Genomic DNA, 14719 nt, shown 5'->3' on the forward strand with positions numbered 1-14719 from the left:
TATTTTAAAAGCAACTCTTAAAACTAAGATCTTATGAAAGGAATTATATTAGCAGGAGGTTCTGGAACGCGTTTGCATCCATTAACGCTCGCTATGAGCAAACAAATGATGCCAGTTTATGACAAACCAATGATTTATTACCCATTGTCGACACTTATGACTGCAGGTATTAACGAAATCTTAATAATATCAACGCCGCACGATTTACCTAATTTTAAAAAATTATTGGGTGACGGAGCTAATCTTGGTTGTAAATTTAGTTATGCTGAGCAAGCTGTTCCTAACGGATTAGCACAAGCATTTGTAATTGGTGAAGAATTTATAGGGAAAGACAGTGTAGCTTTGGTATTAGGAGATAATATTTTCTTCGGGTCTAACATGGATGAACTCCTACAGTCCAATCGTAATCCAGAGGGAGGGGTGGTATTCGCTTACCACGTTTCTGATCCAGAGCGTTATGGAGTAGTAGAATTTGATAAGAATTTGAATGCGGTCTCTATAGAAGAGAAGCCTGTTGTTCCAAAATCAAATTTTGCAGTACCGGGACTTTATTTTTACGATAATTCGGTAGTTGAAATTGCAAAAAATATCCAACCAAGTGCTAGAGGGGAATATGAAATTACCGATGTCAATAAAGCGTATTTAGAACAAGGTAAATTAAAAGTGGGTATACTAAGTCGTGGTACAGCTTGGCTCGATACGGGAACTTTTAATAGTTTAATGCAAGCGGGACAATTTGTACAAGTTATAGAAGAACGACAAGGCCTAAAAGTAGGTTGTATTGAAGAGATAGCTTGGCGACAGGGTTTTATTAATGACGAAAAGTTAAAAGCTTTGGCTGAACCATTAAAAAAATCAGGCTACGGTGAATATCTTGTAGGGTTGCTTAAATTTGGAATTTAAAGTGCAATACTTTTTTTTTATTTTGTTCTGCTTTAGTATCAAAGATAACAAGTTAGGTAATAATGCAGTTTTGACGATGGTAACCATTTAGATGCGTAAAGTACCGTATTTTACATATATTTGTTGTCCACTTACCAACGAATAGTTAGAAAGTACAAATAAACTCTTGTTTTTAAGATAAGAAATCATAATTTGTTTCTTTCTGGTATCAAAATTATTAAAATAGTAAAATATAAGATCTTTTATATGACAGTCGTGTAGGGTTTTCTAATATTTTAAAGATTTAAATGAAACATATAATGAGCCTAAGAACGTTTACTTCTGATTTTTTTTCTCGTGAAAATTTAAGGTTTAATATTCGAAATCTTAGCTATTTACCGCGCTGGATAATTGTGCTTTTTGATATTTCGGTTCTAGTTTTGGCATTTTTTGGTACTTATATATTGTTTAAGGGTACTGGATTGGATTATATTTTAACCAATCGTAACTTTACATTTGTTGGGATGTTATTCTCAATCAATATTTTTTTCTTCTGGTTGTTTCGTACTTACTCGGGTATTATTAGACACTCCTCTTATATTGATGCATTAAAATTATTATTTTCTCAAGTAGGAGTATTAATCACGCTAGTGTTAGTTAATTTTTTACATGAGGTTTTTTATGGTACTAAAATATTTTTAAACACAGGTTTGTTTATCAATATGGTACTCGCTTTTTGTGGGTTGTTTTTGTATCGGGTTGCGGTTAAGCAGGTATTCGAACATTATTTTGCCGAAAAAAGTAATGTTGAACTCATTAGAACGATCATTTTTGGCACGGATGCTAATGCTATTTCAGTTGCCAAAGCATTAAAATTAGAGGTTCCAACTCGTTTTAAAATTGTAGCATTTGTTGACAAAAATAATCAGAATGCTTCAAAGAGGATGCTTGATTTGCCCATTTTAACTCAAAAGAAAAAGTTACCTACTCTCATGCGATCTATTGGGGCAGAAGGAGTAATTATAGCGGATAAAAGTTTGTCAAAAGAGGAACGCTTACTGATCGTAGAACAATGTCTAGAATTTAATTATAAGGTATATATTGTACCGCTAATTACCGATTGGGAAAATCAAAAAGAAATTTCACAAAAGGTAAAAAAGTTAGAAATCGAAGATTTACTGGAACGGAAACCAATTGTTTTGAATACTAAATCCATATCGAAACAATTAAAGGATAAAACAATTTTAGTAACTGGAGCTGCTGGTTCCATTGGTAGCGAGATTGTTAGGCAAGTTATGCTCTTTAATCCAAAGAAGATTGTTGTTTTGGACCAAGCTGAAACACCTTTGCATCATTTGTACTTAGAAATGAATGCCACCGAATCAAAAACTAAAATGCAATTCGTTGTTGCTGACATTAGAAATCAAGAAGCCATGGACCATGTTTTTAGCACATATAGACCACAGGTTGTTTTTCATGCCGCTGCTTATAAACACGTGCCTTTGATGGAAGAAAATCCATCGCAAGCAATTTTAACTAATATTGAAGGCACTAAAATTATAGCTGATCTTTCTTGCCAATACAAAGTCAAAAAATTTGTCATGGTTTCTACTGATAAAGCAGTAAATCCTAGTAATGTGATGGGCGCTAGTAAAAGGATTGCTGAAAAGTACGTCCAATCTTTGCAGTTGCAAAGTGTACTGAATCCAGACCAACACAATACTAAATTTATCACTACTCGTTTTGGAAATGTTTTAGGTTCTAACGGTTCCGTGGTGCCATTGTTTACTAAACAAATTGAAACAGGAGGGCCAATTACAATCACCCATCCGGATATTATAAGGTATTTTATGACCATCCAAGAAGCTTGTCAGCTAGTTTTGGAGGCAGGTGTAATGGGTAATGGAGGCGAGATCTACATTTTTGACATGGGAAAACCAGTGAAAATTATAGATTTGGCGCGCAAAATGATCAAATTAGCGGGCTTTATTCCTGAAGTAGATATTAAAATCAAGATTGTTGGCTTGCGACCTGGTGAAAAATTGTACGAAGAATTATTAAACGATACTTCTAAAACAATACCTACTCACCACGAAAAAATCATGATTGCGGAGGAGATTTCAGAGGAGTATATAAATTTGCAATGTAGTATTGATAAATTATTACATAGCGCCAAGCAATATAATAATGATGAAACCGTGCGTATTATGAAAGATATCGTACCTGAATTTAAAAGTATGAATTCTAATTTCGAGCTTTTAGATAAGGTTCAGGTTGTGTAGTTCATTTTAGATGTACTAACTTCCAAAGTGCTACTGTTTAAAAAACTGATTATTCTTTATTATTTCTTGTAAAGGCAGCACATCTTTAAATGTGATTTTCTCGCTAAAAGCAGCAATGTGGTTGTCATGATGCACATCTGACCCAACATAATCATACAAGCCTGCAGCGAGTAATTTCTCCGCAGTCTTACTAATTTGACCACCATAATACCCCACAACTGCTAACAAATTAAGCTGAAACAGGCAACCTGCTCGTTTCAGTTTTTTGTATTCGCTAAAATTATTTTGATAAAATAAATAGCGCTCTGGATGTGCTAAAACCGGAATATATCCCGCCACTTGTAAATCAAAAAGTATTGTGTACAATTGAATTGGAGCATTGATGTAGGACATCTCTACTAATACATAATTATCTTTTAATGTCAATAGATTTTGAGATTGAAAAAGGCGTATGAATTGATCATCCATCAAATATTCGGCGGCAGCTTTAAAATGCATGCTTATGTTGGCTGCAGCTAATTTTGTCACAGTCTCTTTTTCCAAAGCTTGAATTTGTTCTTGTGTATTGTCCCACACGTTCTGGATGATATGTGGCGTAGTTATAATTTGAGTAATTCCAAAGCTCTGCAACGATTGTGTAAGTCTAAGGCTATCTGTAAATGTCCTTGCACCGTCATCAATACCAGGTAATAAATGCGAATGGATATCCACATGATTGTCCGGAATCAAATCTTTTAAAACCGCTTTATTTTTAGAGAAGAAAAACACAATTTATATTTTATAGTTGGTTTGCAAAGTAACAGAATATTTGTGAGCTATTTCATGTTTTATTCTTTTTAGCATCGTTCTCCTTGCCTTTTTTATTGGCAAATGGAACGATGCTTTTTTTTAGTATTGTGAATCGTTCCAATGATACGGTTCATTGAAGGGTTTGTATGTTCATTCCGTTATATCCAGTTTTAAAATGGGGGATAAGTAATTGCCACCTAAATGAAATTGTTTTTTTAAATTTTAGACCTACTTAGTTTAGCGTCTTCTTACAGATGTGCGGTAAGTCTCTACCTTCGCCAATAAAGTAATCTACATTTTTACCTTTGGCAATTACGTATGCAGTTATTACTTTATTTTTAGATGAGTTAAAGATAGCGACATCCAATTGAAATCAACTTAGTACGAAATGTAGTAAGACTTTCAGCTCAAGTAAGTAGCTGAAGCACTAAATTCAGAAAAACAGAAAGACTAGTACCTACTTACTCTTTTTTATGATTTATTTCATTTTAGTATTTTCTGCCCTTTTGTATCGCAATAATTACATAGGATACTAATTGTCAGTCTAGTGGGTATTTGCTTTTTCTTTATGATTAGATTAATACCAACAGCCTCACCCTATACTGAAATATCCACCCTGATCGAACTTAAAAAAGGCTTCTAGTTAAAAGGCCTTTTTACCTTTAAATTATTATATTTGGCTTCGGCCTCGCTTCCTTTGGGAGGTAGAGGGCGTGAGCATTGGTACTCAGTGTGAACGTAAACACCACAAGCTAATTTATTACGAAAGAATTTTCTTTTTTTCCTTCCCATAATGAAACAATCCCAAGATAAAAACACCGAATGGCTGTTTGAAATCACTCCTAAAAACAACTTTTTTTCATTGAATTTTAAAGAGGTCTGGCAGTACCGTGACTTACTTACGCTGTTTGTAAAGCGGGACGTAGTAACGGCCTACAAACAAACTGTCTTAGGGCCATTATGGTATTTAATTCAACCTTTGTTTACCTCCATTACGTTTACCATCATTTTTAATAATTTGGCAGGAATCAATACGGGGGCAGTTCCTCCTTTTTTATTTAATTTAGCAGGAATTACTATCTGGAATTATTTCACATCCTGCCTTACAGGAACCTCCAATACTTTTGGTGCCAATGCAGGAATTTTTGGCAAAGTTTATTTTCCTCGTATTATTGTCCCATTGTCAATTGTAGTTTCTAATTTATTGAAATTCGGAATTCAATTCTTTATTTTTATCGCTTTCTATCTCTACTTTTATTTTCAAGGAGCGCAAATCAGTTTCAATAGTTGGAGCTTACTGTTTCCTGTTTTAATTGTTTTAATGGGTATACTTGGATTGGGTTTAGGAATGATAATATCATCACTAGTTACTAAATACAGAGACTTTAGTTATTTGATTAGTTTTGGAGTACAGCTCTTAATGTATGTTTCGGCAGTGGTTTATCCAATTGCTTTGGTACAAGAAAAAATGCCAGAATATGCGTGGTTAGTACAATACAATCCGCTGGCATATATAATTGAAAGTACCCGCTATATGCTATTGAATGTAGGTGAAATTTCATTACAAGGATTGGTTTACACGGTAGTAGTGGCGATCGTTTTATTTTTAGTAGGCGTACTACTTTTTAACAAAACAGAAAAAAGTTTTATTGACACTGTATAAATGAAAGACATTATTTTAAAGGCTGAAAACATCTCCAAGCAATACCGCCTAGGTCAAGTTGGTACTGGTACATTGAGTCATGACTTAAACCGTTGGTGGCATAAGATACGTGGAAAAGAAAATCCGTATTTGAAAATTGGAGAGTTGAATGACCGCTCCACTAAGGGCGAAAGTGACTACGTATGGGCTTTACAAGATATTAATTTTGAGGTGGAGCGAGGAGAGGTATTAGGAATAATAGGGAAAAACGGTGCTGGAAAATCTACCTTGTTAAAAATATTATCCCGTGTTACGGCGCCTACAACCGGTAGTATAAAGTTTGGCGGTCGAGTTGCTTCCCTACTGGAAGTAGGAACAGGCTTTAATGGTGAAATGACCGGCCGAGAAAATGTATACCTCAATGGTGCTATACTAGGTATGACCAAAAAAGAAATTGCCTCAAAAATTGATGAAATTATCGAATTCTCCGGTTGTGAGCGTTACATCGATACTCCTGTAAAACGATACAGCTCAGGAATGACAGTGCGATTGGCATTTGCTGTTGCGGCTTTCTTAGAGCCTGAAATATTAATTATCGATGAGGTTCTAGCAGTCGGTGATGCCGAGTTCCAGAAAAAAGCTATTGGTAAAATGCAAGATATTTCAAGGCAAGGTGGGAGAACGGTTTTGTTCGTGAGTCATAATATGGTGGCTGTAAAAAGTTTATGTACGAGAGGGATATTGTTGGAGCATGGTAAAGTTGTTTTTGAAGGAGGAATTGATGATACAGTTGATTACTATCTTAGTCTAAATTTAAATAGAAAAGTCTTCGGGTTAAAGGAATCAGGCTTTTATGACATTAGTAACCATCCAAATAAGAGTATTAAAAATGAAGGAATTGTATCTGTTGAAATACTTTGTGATAGCAGAAGAACAAGCACTTTAGTTACAGGAAGCTTCGTTGAGTTCAAATTTAAATATAAAACTAGTTACAAATATAAAGAAGGTGTTTTAGGTATTGTTATTAAAGACTCCAACGATTTGGAAATTGTGGGATTGAACAATAGAAATACAAATGATCAATTGAATTTGGAATATACAGAAGGTGTAATCACCATAACTTTTCCAGTTTTTAGATTAATAAAATCAAATCAGTACAGTGTTGATATCTATTTTGGAGATGAAGAAAACAATGTGGATACTATTGTAGATGCTTTTAGTTTTGACGTTTTAAAAACGATGGACGGTAGGAAGCCGATACAAGAAAAGTTAAATTTTTTTTATGATTCAGAAATTAAATTTCACTAGTATTTACTGGGGAATTAGCAGTCTCAAGTATTGTAAAAGCAATTATATTTTGATTTATTTACTATAAGAATAGATTTTATATTTTTTTAGAAATAGTATCAAACCAACATGCTAATAAAAAAATAGAAAACAAATAAACTTTGTTCGAAAGTGCTTTATGTAAGCGAACAAAAATTTTAAACATATGACACCAGTTGATTATAAGGATAATTTTCATAACGTTCATTTTCAAGAATCTTTAAATTCTGCAAAGGAAGTAGTTCCTTTATTTCTTAGGTACTTTGAAGCTAAGACGGTTTTGGATGTGGGTTGTGGTTTAGGTACGTGGTTAAAAATATTTGAAGAAAATAATTGCGATATTTTTGGAGTAGATGGCGATTATGTTAAGGTTGAGGATTTGATAATTGATAGAAATAAATTTTTAGATTATGATTTGAATCTTAATTTAAATCTGAAAAAAAAGTTTGATTTAGTTACTTCACTAGAAGTCGCTGAGCACATACTACCCGAAAATGCTAGGAATTTCATAGATTCTCTATGCTTGCACGGAGATATAGTTTTGTTTTCTGCTGCTATTCCTGGTCAGGAGGGAACTTTACATTTTAATGAACAATATAATGAATATTGGGTTAATTTATTTGCTCAAAACAATTTTGAATGTGTTGATTTTTTAAGACATGAAATTTGGAATAATCAAAAAATAAGTTGGTGGTACAGACAAAATATATTAATTTTTATTAAGAAAGATGAATTGGTAAACAATATATACGATTTAATTCCAAAAGATAAATTTCGCAATACCTATATCCACCCTGAATTGTTTGCATATAAATGCATGAAGGCTGATAAATTACCTTTGGCATCAAAAGGTTCTACAAGTCCAAAAAAATATTTGAAACGCATTATAAAAAGGTTTGTAAGTAAACTATGAAGCCAATTTTATCCATAGTTATACCTTGCTATAAAACAGAAAAGACATTAGAAGCAACGTTAAAGTCAGTTATAGAACAAGATTATCAGGACTGGGAAGGGATACTAGTAAATGACGGCTCTCCAGATAATCTTGAAAAAATAGCTTTAGAGTACGTAAATAAAGATTCGAGATTTGTTTATTTTAAGAAAGAAAACGGTGGACTAGGTTCTGCAAGAAATTATGGTATAAATAAATCAGTTGGGAAATACATATTGCCATTGGATTCAGATAATTTAGTTGAAAAAAATTTTGGTGTTCAAGCAATTAAAATTTTAGAATCGATAAAAGAAATTAGTGTAGTTCATGGTCACGCTAAATATTTTGGAGAAAAAACCGGATTGTGGCAAGTTGATACATTTGATTTAAATAAAATTTTAGTTCACAACTACATTGACGCTTGTGCAATTTATAGAAAAAATCTATGGGAAAAAGTAGGAGGATATGATGAAAACTTACCGTATCAAGGTCATGAAGATTGGGAATTCTGGATAGCATCAGGAATTTTAAATGCTAATTTTTATCATTTAAATCAAGTTACGTTTGGTTATTTCGTTTCAAGAGAATCAATGATTTCAACATTTAATGAAGATATGATGTTAGCAAATCAGGATTACATAGTTCAAAAATACCCAAGATTATATCACAAGTATTATGCTGATTCATGGATGAAAAATCAACGCTTTTTTTCTCAATTAATTCAAAACAAAACTTCAAAAAGTTTAATTAAAACAGTATTGAGAAGGATAAAAAGACGTTTATGGAAATAAAACTTCCTTTGATATCTGTAATCGTTCCTAACTACAACCATGAAAAATATTTGGTTCAGCGGTTAGAAAGCATATTTAATCAAAGTTATAGTAACATCGAAGTTATTTTGTTGGATGACTGTAGTAGCGATGGTAGTGCAGCAATTTTATCGCAATATGCTCACAATAAAAAAGTCAGTCATTGCCTTATAAATAAAGTGAATTCAGGAAACACTTTTATGCAATGGAATAAAGGTATTAGTCTAGCTAAAGGAGAATATATTTGGATTGCTGAATCGGATGATTTTTGTGAACTCAATTTTTTAGAAGTTGTGCTTAAGCCACTAATCGAAAATAAGAAAATTTCCTTGTCCTACTGTCAATCTAATAGAGTAGACGAATTTAATAATTGTACGGGCGATTGGCTTAATCATACAGATAGTCTAGACTCAAAATTATTTCTTGAAAATTTTTGTTTGGATGGCAATAAATTTATTGAGCGTTTCCTAATTTATTGGAATGTAATTCCTAATGCAAGCGGAGTTGTATTCAGAAAAAGTATTGTGGAAGAGCTAGGGCCATTAGATGTGCATAGCTTTCTTAAATACTGTGGTGATTGGTTATTGTATTTAAAATTACTTACCAATAATAAAATCGCTTACAATCCTAAAAAATTAAATTATTACCGTTATCATTCTCAAAGTGTTATTACGATTGCGCATAAAACAGGTAAATTTTTGTCCTATAATGGAATGGATATTAATCTTAGGAAAATGATGGCTTTTTTCTTGAGGAGTAAAAAACCCAATAATTTGGGAACTATTTTAAAAATAAATTCAGAGATAACCAATACTTTAAAATATGATAAAGCGTTTTATTTGTTTAGAAATACTCAAAAAGTAAATGGGTTATTAATCCTTATTACTATAATACCAACGTTTATGAAGAAGTATCAATTCCGAAGAAATTTTATTTTAAGAATGGATCGCCTATTTAAGAGGAAATAATAATTTAGATTTAATTGTTTTTAAATTTTTATGAAAAAAATTATTTTTATTTCTAATACGGCTTCATTAACAGGTGCGCCCTACGTTTTACTCTTATTCATTAAATGGCTAAAAGTTACACACAAGAATCTTATTTTAGATATAGTTTTTTTAGAAGGTGGACATTTGGAAAACGATTTTGTTGAGTTCACTGATACAGTTTATAGTTATGCTGATGTTACTGAAAAAAAAGAACTCTTCCCAAAACTGTATTTTTACACAAAGAGAAAACTTTTAGGAAAAGGTAGTCGTAAGCAAGTCTTTATTAATTCTATTGCAAATCAAAATTATGACCTGATTTACGCTAATACAATAGCTTCAGTTGCACTTGCAACCGAAATAAAAAAAAGCAGTACAAACAACCCGAAATTGGTGGCTCATATTCATGAATTAAATACCGCCATAAAGGGACTTTTGCCAAATTTCAAAGATTATATTCCACATGTTGATCAGTTTATCTCAGTTTCTAAAATAGTAAAAGAAAGCTTAACAGCAAACTGGCTGGTAGCTCCTTCCAAGAACCAACTTGTTTATGCGTTTTCAGATAAGAAATTTAATAAAAATATACCAAGAGAAGATAATCTATTAAAGGAAAAGATTTTCGAAGTAGGCGCCTGTGGTGTAGTTTTTTCTAGAAAAGGTTATGATTTGTTTATTCAAGTGGCGCACCACATAAAAAAAGTATATCCAGATATAAAAATTAAATTCACTTGGATAGGCTATATTTCTTACCCGCAAAGATTATTGATTGAGGCAGATTTAGAAAAATCTGGTTTACAAGAGGTTGTTTTTTTTGTTGGAGAACAAGTTGAGCCCGAAATTTATTTTGAGAAGTTTGATGTCTTTTTAATGACTTCGCGCGAAGATCCCTTTCCTTTGGTTTGTATTGAGGTAGGCAAAATGGGTGTGCCTATAATATGTTTTGAAAAAGCAACAGGTACTGCTGAGGTTATTATTAACGGTGGAGGCTTTGTAGTGCCTTATTTAGATTGTGCAGCAATGGCTGAAAAACTGATGGTCTATTACAATAATGATGAATTGAGGCTTAAAGATGGAGAACTTAATAAAGTTAATTTTGCTGAATTTGTTTCGGACAGGTTAGCACCCGAATTATATAATTGTATTAAAAAACTTTAAAGTTTGACTTGGGTAAAATTCAGTTGAATTAATAATATAAATAGATAATGAAATTAAGTATTTTACTTATTTGTTACAATCAGGAGGAATATATTAATCAATGTCTTGATAGTATTTTATTTCAAAATATTCCGTTTGAATTTGAGGTTATTGTTGCAGATGACGCATCAATGGACAATACCCTTACTATAGTAAAAAACAAGTTTATAGGTAGTATTCAAAATTTAAAAATACTAGATCATACCACAAATTTGGGTATATCTAAAAATTATAAAAGAGCTTTTGAATCTTGTCAAGGCGAATATATTGCGGTGATGGAAGGCGATGACTACTGGACCAGTCCCCAACGCTTGTTAACCCATGTTGATTTCTTAGATACTCATCGAGAATGCGTTATGTCTATGAATAGGTATTTACAATTTGATGAGCAGTTAAATACGATAACAAACAGCGGTTGGAGTTCAGTGGATAATTATAAGTACATCACTGCTAGAGACATGGCAAGTGGAAATAAATTAGGAAATCTTTCTGCATGTGTCTTCAGAAAATCAGAGATTAATAAAATAAAATCTGATTTTTACGAGCTAGATATTGCAGATTGGATGCTGGGATTAGTTTTAAGTAAAAACGGTTTTATTGCAATTTTGAAAGAGCTCACTTCAGTACGGAGAGTTCATGGAAATGGCGAATGGTCAAAAATGCCCGAAAACAAAAAAAAGGAAAGTCTAATTAACTGCATAGATAGCTACAACGCTTATTTGGAATATGAATATGACAAAGAATTCTCAATCCTTAAAAATGAAATAAGTAATTCAGTAAATTCAAGAGTGTCGAAATATAGTACAATTGGCTTTGTACCTCCAATATTTATATATCTACTGAAGCTAATCGTGCCAAGGAATTTTATTATTTATTTTAAAGATAAAATTGCTAAAAAAAGATAAAATTACTAACCAAGAGCACTGTTAAATCAGAACTAGTGTATAGGTTTATTTACCAACAGATGCGAATTAGAAAATTATAAATGGAACAATATCCTACCGTAAGTGTTTGTATGATTACCTATGGTCACGAAAAATTTATTGAAAGAGCAATAAAAAGTGTACTGATGCAACAATGTACTTTTCCAATTGAACTAATTATAGCCAATGATTGTTCGCCTGATGACACAGATGCGGTAATACAAAATATTTTACTTACTGATTCAAGAGCCTCTATAATTTCTTACACTCGACATGAACGTAATATAGGCATGGGCCCTAATTGCTATTTTGTACTACAAAAATCCAAAGGAAAATATATTGCATCTTGTGAAGGAGATGACTTCTGGAATGACCCTACGAAACTACAAAAACAAGTAGAGTTTTTAGAGTCAAATCCGGATTACGTTATTAGTTGTCATGATACTAATCTAGTAAACGAAAATGGAGTAAAAATTAAAGATTCGATTTTTAACGACTTACAAAAGAATGATTATTCAAAAGGTAAGCTTATTAGTGGCGCATTTATAATGCCGGTAACAATGTGTTATAGAAATGTTATTAGAACACTACCGCCAGAGATTTATTCCGTTGTGAATTTTGATATTTTTCATATCAGTTTATTAGGTCATTTTGGTAAAAGCAAGTTTCAAGATGAGATCATACCCGCTTCTTACAGGCAACATAGTAAAGGAGTAACCAGCATGATATCAGACATAGAGAAAAATTACCAACACAAAAATACTTTTTGGCAAATTTTTAAGTATTACAATCGCATAAATTTAAAAGAATACGCCTTCGTATTTCATCAAAGATACCGTCAAACTGTACTTAAATTAATTAAAAGTAAAATTAATGAAGGAGCTTTTCTTACTGCTAGTAAATTGTATTTCGAGTGTGTAGTTAAAAACGCAAAGTATAATTTATGGAAAGTTTCGGCGTATATGACTTTGGATATTGTAAAATTTATTAAAAATAAATAATTAAATAGTGGTCACTCTTCCCCTTATTTCCATAATTCTGCCAGTATACAATGGAGCGAAGTTTCTTTCTGAATCAATTGAAAGTTGCTTAAATCAATCTTATAAAAACATTGAATTAATTATTGTTTATGAACATTCGGTTGATAACACATTAGCAATTATAAATAAATATGCTACTCTAGACAATAGGATTAAAATTATTATTAATGAGGAGAAGCAAAACTTACCAGCGGCTTTAAATATTGGGCATACTGCTGCGACAGGTGATTTGTTTTCATGGACCAGTGATGACAATATTTACGAACACGATGCCCTTAGGATTATGATGTCAGCAATGATCGATAATAAGGTGGATGTCGTGTACACTGATATGATTATTATTGACGATACTGGAAAAAAATGCAGAGACTACCTTTTTCTTAATTTTGAAAATGTTCTTTTTAGAAATTACTTTGGAAACTGTTTCCTTTATAAAAAAGATGTTTTTTCTAGAAATAAGGGATATGATGAAAATTGCTTTTTAGTTGAGGATTACGATTTTTGGTTAAGATCCATAGAGCATAGCCTGTTTTATCAATGCAAAAAAAAGCTGTACCGTTATAGAAAACATGATACTAGTTTAACACATCAAATTGCAGTTAATCCCGATAAAAAACAGCTTTGGAATAGCAGTGTTGCTAAGATGTATAATGCTTTCACCACCATTTTTTTAGATAAAGAGGCAGAATCAATGGCAGAATTTTTAGCTAAATCGCTGAACTATCAACAAATTCCTTTTAAATGGATTATAGAAAATGAAGCATTGATTAAAAGGTTCACTGAGAAACTGGCCTTAAATGAAAATTTTAAAAGTAAAATTGCCATAGACAAAGTTTTTATGAATAAAGCAGTCGAACTAATGGTTCAAGATAAAGGGTATAAAAGTAATTTTTTCAAATCACTTTATATCATTAAAAAATACGGTTTGGTACTTGATAAGAAAGCCATAAAAACAATGATCAAGTATTCTTTTTTTAAAAAATAATGATGCCAATAGTTTCCATAATTCTGGCTACCTATAATAGGGCAGATTATATTCTTGAATCACTAAAATCAATTCAAAACCAAACCTTTCATGATTGGGAGTGTTTGATAATAGATGATGGTGGATCTGATAATACAATACAAATTATTCAACCATTATTGCAAGAAGATGATCGATTTCAGTATCTAAAAAGACCAGATCAATATCAAAAAGGATTACCAGGAAGCAGGAATTACGGCTTGGATCTTGCTAAAGGCGATTATATTATTTTTTTTGATGATGATGATATTGCTCATCCTCAAAATTTGCAATTGTGCGTACATGAATTACAAACAAAAGATATTTCTTTTTGCAGGTACATCCGTGATGCTTTTTTTGGTGAATTTCATTATAATTTTGACTACGGGACAACCTATTCGTTTTTCAGTATTGGTGTAAAAGATGTTGAGAAAATATTGAAATATGAACTTTTTTTTAACTCTTGTGCTATCATGTGGAAGAGAGAATGTTTTGAAAGCAATAGATTCGTAGAATCTTTAATGTATGCCGAGGACTGGGAATTATATTCAAGGATTGTTTCCTGCGGATTTGAAGGCGTTTCTATAGATAAATGTTTGTTTTACGGGCGCAAACACCGTCATTCACTTACAGGAGAATTTTACTGCTACAACAGTGTTCAAACTTCATCTTATGCAGAGGCTATTTTATTGGCTTGCAAAAATTTGAAAGAGAAAGGACAACTCACTAATTCGATTATAAGATATTTTATTTCACTCTCTATTGGATACAAACAATACAATCTTTACCACAGAATTATGAAAGAACTAGCGTTAACTGGATTTTATAAGGGCAAATGGCAATTGTTTTATGCAACTTTACCGCTTAGGTTGAAATTATACAGTATTAAAAAACGATCAAAGTTATAAA

13 protein-coding genes are annotated in these 14719 nt (G+C 32.1%); 12 read left to right on the plus strand and 1 reads right to left on the minus strand.

The window, feature by feature from the left end:
* Positions 1-33: 33 nt before the first annotated feature.
* Both rfbA and ACZ2G0_RS06810 read left to right on the plus strand, forming a co-directional pair.
* The gene (rfbA, locus tag ACZ2G0_RS06805) at positions 34-903 is read left to right on the plus strand and encodes a glucose-1-phosphate thymidylyltransferase RfbA (protein ID WP_470309585.1); all 870 of its coding nucleotides are present in this window, start codon (positions 34-36) and stop codon (positions 901-903) included.
* A 287-nt stretch (positions 904-1190) separates the two neighbouring features.
* Positions 1191-3164 carry a polysaccharide biosynthesis protein gene (locus ACZ2G0_RS06810; RefSeq protein WP_470309586.1) on the plus strand — a complete coding sequence of 658 codons (1974 nt, stop codon included), beginning with the start codon at positions 1191-1193 and terminating at the stop codon, positions 3162-3164.
* Between the two features lie 30 nt (positions 3165-3194).
* Here the strand turns inward: ACZ2G0_RS06810 and ACZ2G0_RS06815 are convergent, their stop codons facing one another.
* Positions 3195-3932, minus strand: a complete 738-nt coding sequence (locus tag ACZ2G0_RS06815) for a tyrosine-protein phosphatase (protein WP_470309587.1) — start codon at positions 3930-3932, stop codon at positions 3195-3197.
* A gap of 814 nt (positions 3933-4746) precedes the next feature.
* On the opposite strand from ACZ2G0_RS06815, the gene ACZ2G0_RS06820 reads away from it, so the two are divergent.
* The 10 genes from ACZ2G0_RS06820 (at position 4747) to ACZ2G0_RS06865 (ending at position 14718) form a co-directional block, all read left to right on the plus strand.
* Positions 4747-5616: an ABC transporter permease gene (locus ACZ2G0_RS06820; protein ID WP_470309588.1), complete on the plus strand. Its 870-nt coding sequence runs from the start codon at positions 4747-4749 to the stop codon at positions 5614-5616.
* The gene (locus ACZ2G0_RS06825) at positions 5617-6903 is read left to right on the plus strand and encodes an ABC transporter ATP-binding protein (protein WP_470309589.1); all 1287 of its coding nucleotides are present in this window, start codon (positions 5617-5619) and stop codon (positions 6901-6903) included. It abuts the gene before it with no gap.
* 184 nt (positions 6904-7087) lie between these two features.
* Complete coding sequence (locus tag ACZ2G0_RS06830) at positions 7088-7834, plus strand: class I SAM-dependent methyltransferase (protein WP_470309590.1); 747 nt, start codon at positions 7088-7090, stop codon at positions 7832-7834.
* Complete coding sequence (locus ACZ2G0_RS06835; protein ID WP_470309591.1) at positions 7831-8643, plus strand: glycosyltransferase family 2 protein; 813 nt, start codon at positions 7831-7833, stop codon at positions 8641-8643. The genes ACZ2G0_RS06830 and ACZ2G0_RS06835 overlap by 4 nt, the downstream gene beginning before the upstream one ends.
* Positions 8634-9629 carry a glycosyltransferase family 2 protein gene (locus ACZ2G0_RS06840; protein ID WP_470309592.1) on the plus strand — a complete coding sequence of 332 codons (996 nt, stop codon included), beginning with the start codon at positions 8634-8636 and terminating at the stop codon, positions 9627-9629. Before ACZ2G0_RS06835 ends, ACZ2G0_RS06840 begins: the two co-directional genes overlap by 10 nt.
* 30 nt (positions 9630-9659) lie before the next feature.
* Positions 9660-10805: a glycosyltransferase family 4 protein gene (locus ACZ2G0_RS06845; RefSeq protein WP_470309593.1), complete on the plus strand. Its 1146-nt coding sequence runs from the start codon at positions 9660-9662 to the stop codon at positions 10803-10805.
* Positions 10806-10852: 47 nt separating this feature from the next.
* The gene (locus ACZ2G0_RS06850; protein WP_470309594.1) at positions 10853-11749 is read left to right on the plus strand and encodes a glycosyltransferase family 2 protein; all 897 of its coding nucleotides are present in this window, start codon (positions 10853-10855) and stop codon (positions 11747-11749) included.
* An 80-nt stretch (positions 11750-11829) separates the two neighbouring features.
* Entirely contained in the window at positions 11830-12768 is a 939-nt protein-coding gene (locus tag ACZ2G0_RS06855) for a glycosyltransferase family 2 protein (protein ID WP_470309595.1), read from the plus strand.
* Between the two features lie 7 nt (positions 12769-12775).
* Positions 12776-13792 (plus strand): glycosyltransferase family 2 protein, encoded by a 1017-nt coding sequence (locus ACZ2G0_RS06860; RefSeq protein ID WP_470309596.1) that lies wholly within the window; start codon positions 12776-12778, stop codon positions 13790-13792.
* On the plus strand, positions 13792-14718 hold the full coding sequence (locus ACZ2G0_RS06865) for a glycosyltransferase family 2 protein (protein WP_470309597.1): 927 nt from the start codon (positions 13792-13794) through the stop codon (positions 14716-14718). The genes ACZ2G0_RS06860 and ACZ2G0_RS06865 overlap by 1 nt, the downstream gene beginning before the upstream one ends.
* Position 14719 lies beyond the last annotated feature (1 nt).

Source organism: Flavobacterium sp. KKT103, from assembly GCF_055640565.1.